Below are 14,903 nucleotides of genomic sequence, written 5' to 3'. Positions count from 1 at the left end.
ACATAATGACAGGTAGTTAAAAATTACATCTTTACGCCTCTATAAAACTTAATGTTTGCGAGCGCAAGCATTTCTAAGTCTTCTTTTGTGTCTCCATAAGCGATGATGTTTTCGAAAGAGGAAAGGTCTACATGTTTTTTAATGTTTACCACCTTTCTTTTACCACTACAGTCACCATTGACGTAAGTGCCAGTAAATTTGCCATCTTTTTCCTCTAATTCGCTACAGATTAATTCCACTCCCATATTGCTACTCCAGTGCACTAAATAAGGCGAAAGCGATGCAGAAACTATAATGACACGGTCGCCGTTTTTTTGATGCGCTTTTATTTTTTCGACCATTTCATTTCGCATTACGGTTGGAAGATATTCGTTCGCATATTTTTTAGCTCTTGATGCTAATGTATTGACCTTTACGCCTTTGAATGCAGTTTTTGTGATTAAAATTCGCAATAAGGAGGACGGTAAGAGCTTACATTTGTAGAGGAGTATAAAAGGGGTAAGAATAGTTGCTCCGCAAATTAACCTAAAGGTGGTTGTATGGGATAACACGAACTTCGTATACGTGTCGTGTGTTGTGATTGTTCCATCAAAATCGAAGAGCGCAAGATTCAATTTGTGTTCCTAGCCATTTATTTTTCATTTAACGATACAGCGTGATACTGCATTTTTAGTTTCGAATTTACAGTAAAACATAAACGCAACTGTTACCTACTAGTATGTTATGAAAATATGCATGCACGAAGTCACGTTAATTTTGCCAGCATAGAGTAGAAACGATCGTCTTCGCTTTGTATAAGAAATCCGTTGCGAAGATAGAGCTTTGCTGCGGGGCTTATTTTAAACACTCTCAAAGTGAGGCTAGCGTAGCCTTTTTCAACGGCCAGTTCTTTGGCCTTATTTATCAATGTCTTCCCAATTCCTTTATTTTGCATTACTGGCAAAACTTGGAGGTCACGCAAAATGCAATGGTTTTGTTCAAAGTCCAATCGCATTACGCCGACTACGTTATCATTGTAAACAACGTCGTAATTATCGAGTGTTTCTGTCACTTCTAGTACTTTTTTTGCAGTCCATTGCGGTGCATATTTTTCATAATAAATACGCATGTTATCAAACGTGATATCAGCGGCGCATTCAAGATTTTCACAGTGTTTTATTGATATATTCAATATAATTCCTTCAGCCTAAACGCATGAAATTTCCAAGCGTGACGATGTTATCGAGCGTTAATAACGCTCCCTGGTCAGTGCAAGTGACGCGTTGCTGTATAGCGTTTTAAATGCTATCAGTCGCAGTTCACGGTGCGGTTAGCATTTTAATTTCTAGCGCTTTAACTTTAGCGCTTTAATGTTAGCAATTACCAAGTCTGAGTCTGCTAAATGCAAATGATGTTTTTCCGATGTCGAATAGACAATGTCAACGTTAGCTGAAAGTGAGCTAAAATAATGTTCAGACTTTTGCTCCAAATGATCCATTTTTTCAGCAATTACTTCGGGTACAAAAGCAGGGTCGTAAGGCTCTTCAGATGGCTTTGAACGAACAACAATTATTGGCTTTTCGCCAAAACTTTTAGCGTTCAGCAATTGTTGGTAGCTTTTCATATGGTCGACGTTTTCTGGAACACCTTTGTACATTGGGTCTAACACACTTCGCTCAAAGTCTCTGTAACGTATAAGTTCTTTATTTTCAGACTTAAAGTTTTCGGGCCAGCGCGTTCCCATTGTATAAAAATAACCAAGCGTTGGTGGCGCTATAAAAACTGCGCCTAGTACTTCATTAGGGTATAAATTGTTGTAAGCAGTAATGATGTAAGACGCATAGGAGCCACCAGCGAAGTAGAAGGGAGGAGAAACGTTTGCTTTTGAGAGTAATGTGTGGAGGCGTTCAGCGTTATCATTCACTGTGAAAGGAACGTAGCCTTTTTCACTTTTGCCCAGTCCAGCACGGTCATAAAGACAAACACTATAGTGTTCTTTTAGCTTCTTGATGTTGCTTATCCACGCGCCGTCTGAACCTGCGCGTCCAAAACCTTGTTCTAAAATTAAGACTGGGTTGTCATTTTCATAACATTCCAAATAAAGGCTAAAGCCGCCTACGTCAAACATTCCTGCTTTAGTCGGCCGTAGCTCTTGCTCTGAAAATGCAAAGCAACAAAAGAAAGTGAAAGTGAAAAACAGTGTACAGCGCATATAAATTCCCTTTTCTTGCGAAGAAAACTACCAATAAATGAAACAGAATTGTACGTGATGTCAAACCTATTCTACTTCTGTACAGATTGAAAGGGGCGGTAGTGTTACAGCACGTCTATTGATTTCACTAGAGGTAAGTGTCGGGGTGAATTTTATTTACTCTCCACTCCCCATCTTCTTTTATCAGGTCAATACTGCGAAGGTCTTCTATTTTATCTTCACCATACGTACCGCTTAAGAACACTGTAATTGTCGATTTCTCAGAAAATTCACTGCGCCCAATTTTGCCTGCTGCCTGTGGCGTAATTTCAACAGTGTCATATTTTAGGTTAAGCAAATGACGTTGCGCATTACTATTGGTGTGGTATCGAGTGAGGAGTTTTGCCATTTTGTCACTTGATAAACTAATTGCTTTGTCTAGATTGTCTTCTTCGTAAATGCTTTTTAAAAACATGACAGTTGTATATTCAGGTGTACTTTTATCAAGCATACCATAGCGGCCAATTCCTTCTTCCTTCTTACCACATGCAGTTAAAATTAAAACTGTAAACATCCCTAGTAGGGTGAACCACTTACACGTTTTCATTAGTAATACCTATCGTTTGATAATAATTAAAGTATAGCGCTTAAACTAAGAGTGAGGACGTTTTTCCGTTCCGTTATTATAGCGCTAGCTATATGGAGGAGGTGCGATGTCTATTTTAAGTACTAAGGTGGCTAAAAATATGAGCGCTAATGGTGGGACGAAAGCCAAGATAAAAGCCAAATCGAGGGTTAGCTTAGGACTTTCTGTTTTACGCGTTCCCAAATAATAGCTCGAAAAAACTATAAAAACAGCTAAGATAGCGCCAATTTGTCCTGCAAATGTTGCATTAATTGCCATAAATAATTCCTTTTATCCTCAATGCCCTTCTACAACATAATATAAACTCGCGACGGTTTTAAGCTTAAATGTCGAGGTTTATCAAAATTCTCGTGTTAACGCAGCATGACATAGTATGTAATTGCAGAGCATCTTGAAATGTTTGTATGTTTACGCGCGCTTATTTTGGCTGTAAACGGTTCGGTTTCATTGCTTTGTACCCAAGCAAATAGCACAGACCAACAAATAACCACGCTAAACCTATTGCTAATACCATGGCTGTGACCTTGTTAGGGTGTCTGAACCACAGCTGTATAGGTAATATACCGCGCGTAATGCATACAGCAGATATTGTATATATGCCAACGCTAAGCAATGGGAGTTGCTTAATTAATCGCGCACCTGATAGTGCGTAACAACCCAAGAGAATAAATATTGCCGCTATTACCACCGTGGCAAGCGGAGCCAGTAGCGTACCAGCTTGCGCTGACTGAACGATAATGAGCGGTGCCATCTGGGCCTCGTAGCATTGAGCACCTAAGAAAATACAGGACAGATGCGCTACTGCCGTCAATATTGCAATTGATGCCGCTAACAGCAAAAGAACAACACCTATTTTATTTCTCATAAATTACGAACTTATGTAGGGCAATCTTTTAAAAGGTGCGGTGTACATACAGTGCTACCGGCGCAAAAGATTGTAAAAGATACTGCTACAGCAGAGGTGTTTCAGAAGTTTTGTTGCAAAGCGTCTTCGCTTTGCCCAAACTTTCTTCGACTAAATACTAGTGTCGCCAATACAGCTATTCCGATAAATGTACCAATGGGAAACGCAAAGATTAACATTGTTGAATAGATTACCAACACCCAATAAAGCCATTTTGCTCGATAATGTAAACCCACCACTGAAAAAGTTAAAAGACAGAGTGCCACTAAGAACAAGAAGGTTCCTATCAAAAAAGACAGCGATGCTGATGACAATTCTTCCTGTGAAATTTCGGGCTGATTATTTGAAAATAACGATATCTCTTGAAATGAAGGAGATAAAACAAGGTAGCTCTCAACAATCCCCCAAAGCGGCGCCCAAAAAAAAACGACGCCCAGAACCGCAACATATTTTCCAATAACTTCCTTTTTCATCGTATTTCCCTGCGTTGTTACTCGGCATTGCAGCGCTTTGCTGGATAGGGCGCGCTACGCTTCACGCCTCTAGGACAAGGCGAACCTATCCCTTTACGCTACTACACTTCTATTTTGTACGTCAAATCTTGCGCTTCGTCTCCTGTTATACCACGAAATCCCCATTGATACTTTTCCTGTTCTTTTATTGTAATTTCGATGTCGATGGGGTTAACGCCTAACGTCGAGGAAATCTCGTTAAATAGAGATTTTATGAGCAATTTTTGAGTTTCCGGTTCTCTACCTTTCATCATGTTTATTTCAATTACGGTATATGCATCTGAGCGCCCGCCGGGGTAGAAAAAGTCGTCAACCGAAAGAGGAACAAATCGGTGAGCACGTTTGTCTTCAGGCATGCCTAACACCGATTGCATACAGGTGTGGATCACATCTGACAGTTTACGTTTAATAGGGTTTAGTTGAGTATCGATCCCGTAAATAACTACCATGTTTTTCCTTTACTATTGTTCCTCGAATAAGAGGAGAGTCACATTAACGCTCAGTGATAATAAGCAAGACAGAAGTTTCGATGTTACCTCAATATAAGCTATTGTTCAGTGAGAAAACTACGTGATAATCGCATGCAGCTGCTATTGTGCAGCGCGTCAAATTACCATTGAACTCAAATACTTTCTGCCTTAACGCTGTTTTGTGAAGTTTCACAAGATCCCTAACTGTTTTACTTTTAGGTAAACAAAGAAATTACCTTTAATCTATTTGTTTTTTTACTTCATTGTTGGCTTTACTCAATAGCTGGTAAGTTATTGAGTTCGCCAGTTCGATTTCGTCTGGTGTAGCGCTAACTAAGAGCCTTTGTTTGAACCAATTTAGCTTCAGATAATATTCATTATCTTGAGTGGTTTGCAGCCCGAAGTCTGCGTAGGCGAGCGACTTAACATAGCTAGGCTTCAAACTGGCGGGATCGTAACTCTGATAAGACTTAACCAGCTTTAAGGTCGCATCTTCATTACCCAATAACGCAAGCTTTTCGGCTAGTCTATATTTCGTACTTAAAAATGTCCGCCTATTGACAATAAAGTCGCTTCTAGATTGAGGATCTAGCCCCATAACATCAGCATATTCTGTTTCTGGAATTTTCCAAAACTCGTTGAGTGACTCTACTGAACCTTGCTCTGCTTCGTTTATTAAGCGTTGAATGTAGTTTACCTTGATATCTGCAAATTTTTTACAGAATTCAAAGCGATTTACTACGTCGTTTATGTATTGTGCGGGCTCACCACCCTCATTGGCATGATTTAGGAATGAATTTAGGGCATCTTTGGTGTGTGGAATATTTCTGCATTGTCTAAGCGCAATCCCAGAGATAGGTGCTTGTATTTCTTTGCTGTTGTTTTCTCTCGTGGAAGTTAGTGCATAATTACTTTTTTCAGGGTGAACGATTTTCATTTCACGACTATCTGGATGATGTATCTTATGCTCAACAGGTGCATCAGCAAGAGAAGCAACCCATATGAAGATCGCTATTGAAATTACTAAAGCAAAAACAATGGTTTTGTTATGCATCACACGTCATTTAATCGGTGGCAGAAGCAGCCATTCTATAATATCTATCTAATAGAGATGACTTAATCTAAACTTTTTTAAGGTTGTTCCTAATTTTTAAATGACAGGCGCATCTTTTTAAACAGCAGTGCGAGGCATCATGGGGCATTTACCGCGTAGATACATGTTTTAGCTACATTAGTCGTTTAAAGAGAGGGATTTTTAGGTATTGTCATCCACAGCAATAAATAGATAAGAATAGTTGCGCCTAAAAAGAAGCTTCCTAAGACAAAAGCAGCTTGAATGCCACCTTTGTTAAGATTGAAGCGTTCAGCCAAACCAGAACAAACGCCGCCAGCAATGAACGTCTTCTGGCGATATAATTCTCTTTTAACCGTTGAATCCATGTTTACATCTCCCTTATTTGTCTTGATTTATAGCTTCGTAGGCTATAGCAACAACATGAAATTGCCATGCATTTTAAAGACAGTCAATAATTAATTAAGCGTTGCTGCTATGTAGGCAATAACTCATGTGGCGCGAGCATTTTTCTGCCTTTCATTCTTTGCCTCGTGTGGCATATCAATTTTAGGTGCTTTTGGCGAAAAAAAGCCCTTTTTTTCTCGCCACGTAATATATTGCCAAAATGTGAGCACCACAGACTCCCAAAATTAACGTCACCGCGATATTAAAAGACATTCCCATGTTTACGAGACTGATTATTGGCTCTGGTTGAGCCCCACCGATGAAAACAAGGTGCGACATGCCGAAAAATACGGGAAACACCGTGTAGCAAAGAATGTCGTAAAAAAGAAATGTGCCAGTTGCAATAACTGCTCTTAAAACGCCTTTAGGTTTAAGTAGGTACAGATAAAGAGTACAAAAAAGTGACATTATGTAGGTAGTACCGCTACCCATGAGCCCGACAATTGGAAGGAAAATGTTATCGTGGTAAGTATGTGTATCGATCAGTTTTAACTTCGCATCGAGAAGCAAAGACTGCGTTGAGGCAGGGAATTCAACTGCAAAAGTAGGTGTCTCGGGAATAAAAGTGACGTAGGCAACAGCATTTGCTGGCCATGGATTTGTAGACACTGTTTTTCCAATACTAGGAAATAGCTCAATGCCAGGCCAGACGTTAATAATGGGATTACCAAGCCCGAATAGTTTTCCCGCAACAGCGTGACCCGCTTCATGAATTATCACAGAAGCAACAAAACAAATCACCATTAAGCTTGCAAGTAAGAAAGTCCTTTTCAACATTGTTTGCGTAGTCCTTGCGGCGCCGGTAGTTAAGTACACATGATGAGGTGGCGCGAACGTATCAAAGCCGCGCTGCATTGTTTGGTGTTAGCGTGAAAAGTAGCGCCACGGCTTACAGAGCGAATAAATGAAGCCGCTCAAGCACGCCACATCAAAAATGTTGTTTATCGACTAACGAATAATTCTCAGGAAGGATTAAGCTTTTTTTGTCTTTTGGTGGGAAATAAACCAAGCCAAAACAAGCCTTCTAAAATGAAGCCCAAGACAACGAATAAAAACACGCCCGATTGAATTCCAAAACTGTAAGATGCAATGGCTGCCATAAGAAGAATCACAGCGATGAGAATTCGATATATGCCTTTCATGTAGAATTTTCCCTATCTATGTCCGCGAGCGACTGTCGCAGCTTGTTTACCATGTTTTAACTTGAACGAAATACCGACTAACATGCGCGTTTTAAGTATAGACAATATAAAAACACGGCTTCTCTTTCGGTGCTTTTTTCAAACAAACCCTACAATTTTTAGTTTAAAATTAACGAGACCAAGCCAAGTAGAAATAGCACAACACAAACCGAATTTTGATAGGAAACGTAGTTTTTCACTTCCTTGTCTTTCGTTTTAGATAGTGCACCAAATCTGGCGGAATCGCTTATTGCAATAGGCCTGCTTAAAAAAGCTTTAACACCCATCTTTTCTTCACTTAAAGCCAGCCATATTTCTGGGTGCTTAGATATAATATGGTTTCTAAACTGTATTTCAATGTATATACACACAGCCACACATGTGCAGACAAGAATGCCGAGTAATAGTTCCATTTGAAATTCACTTTGTTAAATAACGGGACAGCTAAACTGTTCGTGCTAGAGGTGATGCTAACTAACAGTACTGCCTTTGTGTTTACACGACTTCGACTGTGGTGACAGCGTTAAAAAGTTTTTATACGAAACGTTTAGCCAATAGCTAAAGGGACGTGGAAACGAAACAACTTTTTTATGTTCAAAAAAAACGAGGCGCAAGGCCTCGTTTCTAAATGATTGAAAACATTTTGGCAACTATTGAACTTCTTCTTGTTCGTCAAACGCACCAGCAAAAAGAGGGCTGCTAAGGTAACGTTCTGTACCACTTGCTAGAAGCACGACAACTACTTTGTCTTTATTTTCTGGGCGTTCAGCAAAACGCTTGGCAGCAACAACGGCAGCACCAGAAGAAATACCCGCTAGAATGCCTTCGTCGGTCATTAGCTTGCGCGCCATTTCCATACATTCTTCGTTGGTAACTTGTTCAACTTCGTCGATTAGGTCTAGGTCCAGGTTGCCTGGGATGAAACCTGCGCCAATACCTTGAATTTTGTGTGGTCCCGGGGTTAGTTCTTCACCTGCAAGCGCTTGGGTAATTACTGGAGAGTCTGTAGGCTCAACGGCAATAGAGGTAATTGCTCTACCTTTTGTGTTCTTAAGGTAGCGACTTACACCCGTAATAGTACCGCCTGTGCCCACACCTGCTACAAACGCATCAACTTTACCGTCTGTGTCGTCCCAAATTTCAGGGCCAGTGGTTTTTTCGTGAATAGCTGGGTTAGCAGGGTTGTCGAACTGTTGAAGCAATACGTATTTGTCTGGATCTGATGCCACAATTTCTTGTGCAGCGGCAACGGCACCTTTCATGCCCTTCGGCGCTTCGGTAAGAACAAGGTTTGCGCCCAGTGCTTTTAAAAGTTTACGACGCTCAAGGCTCATGCTGCTCGGCATAGTTAGCGTTAGCTTGTAACCGCGAGACGCTGCAACAAAAGCTAATGCAATACCTGTGTTACCACTGGTAGGCTCTACAATTTCTTTGCCTTCGGTAAGGACACCGCGCTTTTCAGCATCCCAAATCATGTTTGCGCCAATGCGGCACTTAACACTGAAGCTTGGGTTACGCGATTCAATTTTTGCGTATACATTACCTGATGTTACGCGATTTAGCTTAACTAGTGGCGTGCGGCCAATAGATAGGGAATTGTCGTCAAATACGTTCATTATAAATCCTTACCTTGTTCCTTATTTTACAGGAAACCCCGTCTGTCGTGATCTGTACGACCTTTTTAGTAGTTAATAATTCAACGAATGTGATAGTTAATAATTCACAGCCTGAATTAGGGGATTTCGTCATACCCCTATATCATTGGTCCCAATCAGTAAAATGCAAAGTGCTTTTTAGCTATATGTTATATCTATGGGCAATCATGAGAAGGCCTTGATATTATAGTTAAAATTGCAAAGACGAAAAATTATACGGAGTACAACAATAATGGCTTTTAGTGGCACGTCTAATTATATCGCAACTAAAGACTTACAGCTGGCCGTTAATGCAGCTATTACGCTAGAGCGTCCGCTTTTAATTAAGGGTGAGCCGGGCACGGGTAAAACCATGCTTGCTGAAGAGTTGGCCGAGAGTTTAGGTACTGAATTAATTCAGTGGCACATTAAATCAACCACCAAAGCACAGCAAGGTTTGTACGAATACGACGCGGTGTCGCGTCTTCGCGACTCTCAATTAGGCGATGATCGCGTTCACGATATCAGCAACTACATTGTAAAAGGTAAGTTGTGGGAAGCATTTAGCGCAGAAAAGCGCCCGGTACTGCTGATTGACGAAATCGACAAAGCAGACATTGAATTTCCTAATGACCTGTTGCTAGAGCTCGATAAAATGGAGTTTTTCGTATACGAAACCCAAGAACGTGTCGTCGCGAAGCAGCGTCCCATTGTTATTATTACATCGAACAACGAAAAAGAGCTGCCAGATGCTTTCTTGCGCCGCTGTTTCTTCCACTACATTCAGTTCCCGAATCCAGAGGAAATGCAAGAAATTGTTAACGTACATTTCCCAGATCTAAAGAAAAAGTTGCTTGATGAAGCATTGAAGGCCTTCTTTGAAATTCGCGATGTACCAGGGCTTAAGAAAAAGCCTTCTACCTCTGAACTTATCGACTGGTTGAAGCTTTTAGTTGCTGAAGATATTCCGCCAGAAGCGCTGCATTCAAAAGACGGTAAAGCAGCAATACCGCCATTATACGGCGCATTACTTAAAAACGAACAAGATATACATCTGTTTGAAAAACTGGTCTTTATGGCGCGTCGCTAATGCTTATTCAGTTTTTTTATACGCTGCGAAAATATCAGGTTAAAACCACGCTGCGCGAATTACTTGATTTACTTAAAGCGTTAGAGCATCACGTGGTATATGCCGACATTGAAGCTTTCTACAGCTTGGCTCGTACCATTATGGTGAAAGACGAAACTCAGTACGATAAGTTCGATAGGGCGTTTGCAGAGTACTTCGAAGGGGTGGAGTCTATCGACTTGTTCGGTAAAGACATTCCCGAAGAATGGCTGCGTAAGGAAATTGAGAAAAATTTAAGCCCTGAAGAGCGTGAGGCACTGCGTAAAGCCGGTGGCCTTGAAGAACTGATGGAAACGTTGAAAAAGCGCTTAGAGGAACAAGAAAAGCGTCATCAAGGTGGAAATAAATGGGTGGGCACCGGCGGAACATCGCCGTTTGGCGCTTATGGCGACAATCCAGAAGGTGTGCGAATAGGGCAAAAGGGCAATAGAAAGTTTTCGGCAGTAAAAGTGTGGGATAAACGCGAGTTTAAAAACCTAAGTTCTGATGTAGAACTGGGTACGCGTAATATAAAAGTGGCCCTTAGGAAGCTACGCAAGTTTGCTCGCACTGGCGCCAGCGAGCAGCTTGATGTGCCGACAACCATAGGTGAAACCGCAAAAAAAGGCGGTTTACTCGATATTCATATGGCACCAGAGCGTCATAACGCGGTAAAAGTGTTGATGTTTTTTGATGTGGGCGGCTCTATGGACCCACACGTAAAAAGTACTCAAGAGCTTTTCTCTGCGGTGCAAAGCGAGTTTAAATACTTAGAGTACTTTTATTTCCACAACTGCGTGTATGAGGAGGTGTGGAAAGATAACCTTCGCCGTAATAAGGAGCGCATTCCTATCTGGGATATCATTCATCGCTACGGAAAAGACTATAAGGTTATCTTTGTAGGTGACGCTACCATGGGGCCCTATGAAATAACCTACCCAGGGGGCAGTGTAGAACATTGGAACGAAGAGCCAGGCAGCGTGTGGATGCAGCGACTGCTTAACCACTTTAACAATGCTGTGTGGCTGAATCCGCAGGCTGAGAATTATTGGCCGTATTATTCGTCTATCAAAATTATTCGCGACATAATGGAAGACAGAATGTATGGGCTCACGCTTGAAGGGTTAACGGCTGCAATCAAAGGGCTTAGCAGAAGCCGCTAAGCCCTTTGACGTGTAACGTTTTATTTCTTTGAATTAACGGATGTTGAATTGAAGTCGGAAAATTATGCGGTAGCACTTGTGGTGTTGGCGGGCGGAAAGAGCGCTCGCTACAAGGGTAATAAGCTTTTATCGGAACACCCAATTTCTGCACTTTCTCTTATACAACACAGTGTGGGGGAGGCAGTTAGTGCGCGCAATGACATAGCGTTAACTAGTGAATTACCCATTACTGTTGTTACGGGTAAATGGCATGATTCCGTAAATACGCAGCTAAAACAATCTTCTTGTAAGGTTTCTGAACTACCCATCAGTATCGTTCACAACGCTAATTGGGATGAAGGCCTTGCATCAAGTATTCGCACTGGACTCGAGCATCTATTAAGCCTTTCAGCACTACCGACATCAGTTTCTCCGTTAGCAGATGGGTTGAGTGCAAATCTTACTCACGTACTCTTTACGCTGGCCGATTTGCCAAGTCTTAGTGCACATGACTTTGGTCGCCTTATCGATGTTTCTAAAGGTTCCCCGGACCATATAGTGTGCAGTGAATGGGTCAAGGAAGGCGATACCGATAACCGTCTTACTGTGCCTGCCATATTTCCTGAGGCCATGTTTAGTGAACTATTGGCGCTAAGAGGGGATACCGGTGCTAAACCAATCATTGAAAAGTACGCGAAGTTAGGAAAAGTAACGGCTGTGCCTATACCCAATGCACAATTTGATATAGACACCCCGCAAGATTGGGAAAAATTCAAAAGACGGAATTGACGGCCCCGCCTTTCTTATTTAGTCAAAACGTTAAACGCGTTTACGCATTCGCTATGCGATGGGCTGCAGTTGGTCGTTGAATATATAGAAGGCGCGCCCCAAGCATTACTGCTGCGGCACTCAAACCTACAATGAAGCCAATCCAAAACCCTGCTGCGGCCATTGGTTCTGCAGTTATCCAGTTTGTTCTACCTAAAATAACGCCTGTAGGTAGACCTATTAACCAGTAGGACACAAAGGTAATAATAAACATCGCTGTTGTGTCTTTGTAACCGCGTAATGCATTCGCCGAAATGACTTGAACCGCATCAGACAGCTGGAATAAGGCCGCATAAATTAAAAGCGCATTCGCTAGTGTGTAAACAGCATCGTCACTGGTATACAAGCCAATAATGAAACTTTTAGCCAGCAGAGTGAAACTAGCCGTGCAGGCTGCGGTAAAAAAGCCGATTAAAATTGCCGTACGGGCCGCAATTTTTGCCTGACGCTGGTTATTTTGCCCTATGCGATATCCAATACGAATTGCTGCTGCCATACCAATGCTCATAGGAAACATGAACATAAGCGCTGAGAAATTTAGTGCCACTTGGTGGGCTGCGACCGTTGTAGCACCGAACGGAGCCAATAACAGCGCAACCACTGAAAATAGCGTGACTTCAAATAAAATCGTCATGGCGATAGGTAAACCCATCTTAAAGGTTCGGCTTATGGTCACCATGTTTGGTTTATACAGCTTTCCAAACAAATTGTATTTTTGCAGGGCTGGGGCAAAACGTACGTAAATGAAAGTCGCAATCAGCATGGTATAAATAACAATAGCCGTAGCAATACCACAACCTGCACCACCCATGGCGGGCAGTGGGCCAATACCATAAATAAACAGATAGTTTCCAACAATGTTTGCCATTAAGCCGATGACGGTAATGATCATCGTCGGTTTGGTTTTTCCTAAGCCTTCACAATAGTTTCTTAGCCATTGATAAAGCGCGAAACCGGGCATAGCGAACAACACGTATAGCACGTAGTCTACAGTAATGCTGTGCAGCTCAGGCGCCATAGGGAATAAGGCAACCATATTTTCGGTAAAAGGAATGAACCCTGCTACTATAATGCCTACGAAGAAAATGAGGTAGCCAGCCTGCTGACTCGCATCTGCAATGCTGCTTATATTTTTATTACCCTGTAGCCGGGAAATAATGGGCGGAAGCGCTAGGGCTATACCTTGAATAAAACAAAGAAGCGGCACGGTTATGCTAAACCCAAGCGCCACTGCTGCCATGTCGGTAGCACTGTAACGCCCTGCCATTATGGTATCACTAACACCCATAAGCATTTGTGTTATCTGCGCAACTAGCAGAGGCCATGCTAGTTTTAAAATGTCTCTTCCTTCTAAAAGAAAGCGTTTCTTATTCACGGTAATGTGTCTCTATACGGGTCGCCATCGGTGACGAAAATAATGACTAATTGCTTCGGGTAATGTTGCGATCACGCCTTCAATTAGGAAAAGCAGCAAAACTACATTGAAAAGACATACTGTAGTGCAACGCGCTTAGAACCAGTCGTTCTAAAAATGAAGCGGCATAACGGGAACCTTGTCGCCAACGTTTAACTCACTTATATCCTCATGCACTACCATAAGGCAGTTGGCAGAGGTGATTGACGTCATAACACCAGAGCTTTGAGATTTAAACGGGGTAACTTCCCATTCGCCTTGGCCGTTTCTTACCATAGTTGCACGCTGGAAATCCCGTCGGCCCGCACGACATTTAAGCGGCGTGGTAATTGTAGCGTTAACGAAGAAAGGCTCATGGCTTTGAACTTGGCCTTGCATTTTTTTAATAACGGGCACAACCAGTAACTTGGCGGTAACAAAAGACGACACGGGGTTGCCCGGTAAACCACAAAACAGGGTGTTATTGATTTTGCCTAAAGCAAAAGGTTTACCCGGTTTAACCGCAACTTTCCAAAAATCGATAGCGCCTAATTCAGCGATAATATCTTTTACGTAATCAGCGTCACCAACTGAAACGCCGCCGCTACTTACCATCACGTCTACACGCTCGCTGGCCTCATTAAATAGCTTACGCAGAGAGGTTTCGTCGTCTTCTACAATGCCAAAATCAACAAGCTCTACGTTTTCGTTGCCTAAGATGCTACTTACACCAACGCGGTTCGACTCGAAAATTTGTGTTGATTTTAGAGTATCACCAGGGGCAGCGAGTTCAGAACCGGTTGCTACCACACCAACGCGTAGCTTTCGGTAAACTGCTACGGTGCTCTTTCCCTGTGAGGAGAGCAGCATAAGGTGTTCAGCGTGAAGGCACGTGCCTTTACTAATTAGCGTGTCGCCACAGGCAATATCATTGGCTTTTTTGCGAATATTCTCGTTAGCTGAAGGACGTTTTTTTATGACGACTGCGCTGTCGCGGTTTTCAGTATTTTCTACCATCACAACTGCATTGGCGTTAAGTGGTATTGGTGCGCCGGTCATAATTTTAAATGCCTTGCCTTTTTCAAGCGGCACATCAGCACTCATGCCTGCGGTAATAACGCCCTGTACGTCGAGTTCAGCGCTAAGTGCAAGGTCTTCTACGTTAACAGCGTAGCCGTCCATGGCTGAATTATCCCATGGCGGCACGTCAACATGGGCGATAACGTCTTCCGCCAAGATGCGGTTGTTGGCGTCAAAAATACTCACTTGTTCGATTTCGGTTATCGCTTGTGCGGCGTTTAACGCTTTGGTGAGGGCCTCTTCGAGTGAAAGCCATTTTGATGACATACCAACAACTCCTAAAAATAATTCAACGCACGAATATTACAGAAAAAAG

18 protein-coding genes are annotated in these 14,903 nt (G+C 42.2%); 3 read left to right on the top strand and 15 right to left on the bottom strand.

Annotation, left to right across the window (positions count from 1 at the left end; translation table 11 throughout):
* Positions 1-23 precede the first annotated feature (23 nt).
* The 13 genes from BK026_RS05625 to cysK all read right to left on the bottom strand — a co-directional run bounded on the left by BK026_RS05625 (position 24) and on the right by cysK (position 9,018).
* Positions 24-614 carry an HAD-IB family hydrolase gene (locus tag BK026_RS05625; protein WP_071814949.1) on the bottom strand — a complete coding sequence of 197 codons (591 nt, stop codon included), beginning with the start codon at positions 612-614 and terminating at the stop codon, positions 24-26.
* A 131-nt stretch (positions 615-745) separates the two neighbouring features.
* On the bottom strand, positions 746-1,171 hold the full coding sequence (locus tag BK026_RS05620; RefSeq protein WP_071814948.1) for a GNAT family N-acetyltransferase: 426 nt from the start codon (positions 1,169-1,171) through the stop codon (positions 746-748).
* A gap of 153 nt (positions 1,172-1,324) precedes the next feature.
* Entirely contained in the window at positions 1,325-2,191 is an 867-nt protein-coding gene (locus BK026_RS05615; protein WP_071814947.1) for an alpha/beta hydrolase, read from the bottom strand.
* Between the two features lie 127 nt (positions 2,192-2,318).
* On the bottom strand, positions 2,319-2,777 hold the full coding sequence (locus BK026_RS05610) for a hypothetical protein (protein WP_071814946.1): 459 nt from the start codon (positions 2,775-2,777) through the stop codon (positions 2,319-2,321).
* 84 nt (positions 2,778-2,861) lie between these two features.
* The gene (locus BK026_RS05605; protein ID WP_071814945.1) at positions 2,862-3,074 is read right to left on the bottom strand and encodes a hypothetical protein; all 213 of its coding nucleotides are present in this window, start codon (positions 3,072-3,074) and stop codon (positions 2,862-2,864) included.
* A gap of 160 nt (positions 3,075-3,234) precedes the next feature.
* Positions 3,235-3,681 carry a hypothetical protein gene (locus tag BK026_RS05600; RefSeq protein ID WP_071814944.1) on the bottom strand — a complete coding sequence of 149 codons (447 nt, stop codon included), beginning with the start codon at positions 3,679-3,681 and terminating at the stop codon, positions 3,235-3,237.
* A gap of 101 nt (positions 3,682-3,782) precedes the next feature.
* On the bottom strand, positions 3,783-4,193 hold the full coding sequence (locus BK026_RS05595; RefSeq protein WP_071814943.1) for a hypothetical protein: 411 nt from the start codon (positions 4,191-4,193) through the stop codon (positions 3,783-3,785).
* Positions 4,194-4,294: 101 nt separating this feature from the next.
* Positions 4,295-4,681 carry a tautomerase family protein gene (locus BK026_RS05590; protein ID WP_071814942.1) on the bottom strand — a complete coding sequence of 129 codons (387 nt, stop codon included), beginning with the start codon at positions 4,679-4,681 and terminating at the stop codon, positions 4,295-4,297.
* 259 nt (positions 4,682-4,940) lie between these two features.
* Complete coding sequence (locus BK026_RS05585; RefSeq protein WP_071814941.1) at positions 4,941-5,756, bottom strand: hypothetical protein; 816 nt, start codon at positions 5,754-5,756, stop codon at positions 4,941-4,943.
* A gap of 185 nt (positions 5,757-5,941) precedes the next feature.
* The gene (locus tag BK026_RS05580) at positions 5,942-6,142 is read right to left on the bottom strand and encodes a PspC domain-containing protein (RefSeq protein WP_071814940.1); all 201 of its coding nucleotides are present in this window, start codon (positions 6,140-6,142) and stop codon (positions 5,942-5,944) included.
* Between the two features lie 181 nt (positions 6,143-6,323).
* Positions 6,324-6,998: a hypothetical protein gene (locus BK026_RS05575; protein ID WP_143142089.1), complete on the bottom strand. Its 675-nt coding sequence runs from the start codon at positions 6,996-6,998 to the stop codon at positions 6,324-6,326.
* Between the two features lie 523 nt (positions 6,999-7,521).
* On the bottom strand, positions 7,522-7,815 hold the full coding sequence (locus BK026_RS05565) for a hypothetical protein (RefSeq protein ID WP_071814937.1): 294 nt from the start codon (positions 7,813-7,815) through the stop codon (positions 7,522-7,524).
* A gap of 237 nt (positions 7,816-8,052) precedes the next feature.
* Complete coding sequence (gene cysK / locus BK026_RS05560) at positions 8,053-9,018, bottom strand: cysteine synthase A (protein ID WP_071814936.1); 966 nt, start codon at positions 9,016-9,018, stop codon at positions 8,053-8,055.
* A 271-nt stretch (positions 9,019-9,289) separates the two neighbouring features.
* On the opposite strand from cysK, the gene BK026_RS05555 reads away from it, so the two are divergent.
* The 3 genes from BK026_RS05555 to BK026_RS05545 are packed head-to-tail and all read left to right on the top strand — an operon-like array spanning position 9,290 to position 12,075.
* Positions 9,290-10,126, top strand: a complete 837-nt coding sequence (locus BK026_RS05555; protein WP_039220753.1) for a MoxR family ATPase — start codon at positions 9,290-9,292, stop codon at positions 10,124-10,126.
* Complete coding sequence (locus BK026_RS05550; RefSeq protein WP_071814935.1) at positions 10,126-11,307, top strand: VWA domain-containing protein; 1,182 nt, start codon at positions 10,126-10,128, stop codon at positions 11,305-11,307. Before BK026_RS05555 ends, BK026_RS05550 begins: the two co-directional genes overlap by 1 nt.
* 48 nt (positions 11,308-11,355) lie before the next feature.
* Positions 11,356-12,075, top strand: coding sequence for an NTP transferase domain-containing protein (locus BK026_RS05545; protein WP_071814934.1), 720 nt, complete (start codon positions 11,356-11,358; stop codon positions 12,073-12,075).
* A 40-nt stretch (positions 12,076-12,115) separates the two neighbouring features.
* Here BK026_RS05545 and BK026_RS05540 read toward each other — a convergent pair whose 3' ends face one another.
* Positions 12,116-13,489: an MATE family efflux transporter gene (locus BK026_RS05540; RefSeq protein WP_071814933.1), complete on the bottom strand. Its 1,374-nt coding sequence runs from the start codon at positions 13,487-13,489 to the stop codon at positions 12,116-12,118.
* 150 nt (positions 13,490-13,639) lie between these two features.
* Positions 13,640-14,854 (bottom strand): gephyrin-like molybdotransferase Glp, encoded by a 1,215-nt coding sequence (gene glp, locus BK026_RS05535; protein ID WP_071814932.1) that lies wholly within the window; start codon positions 14,852-14,854, stop codon positions 13,640-13,642.
* Positions 14,855-14,903 lie beyond the last annotated feature (49 nt).

Origin of the sequence: Alteromonas sp. V450, from assembly GCF_001885075.1 — a bacterium.
GTDB lineage: Bacteria > Pseudomonadota > Gammaproteobacteria > Enterobacterales > Alteromonadaceae > Alteromonas.
Note: the sequence above shows the minus strand (reverse complement) of the source record. Positions and strands in the feature narration are given on the sequence as shown.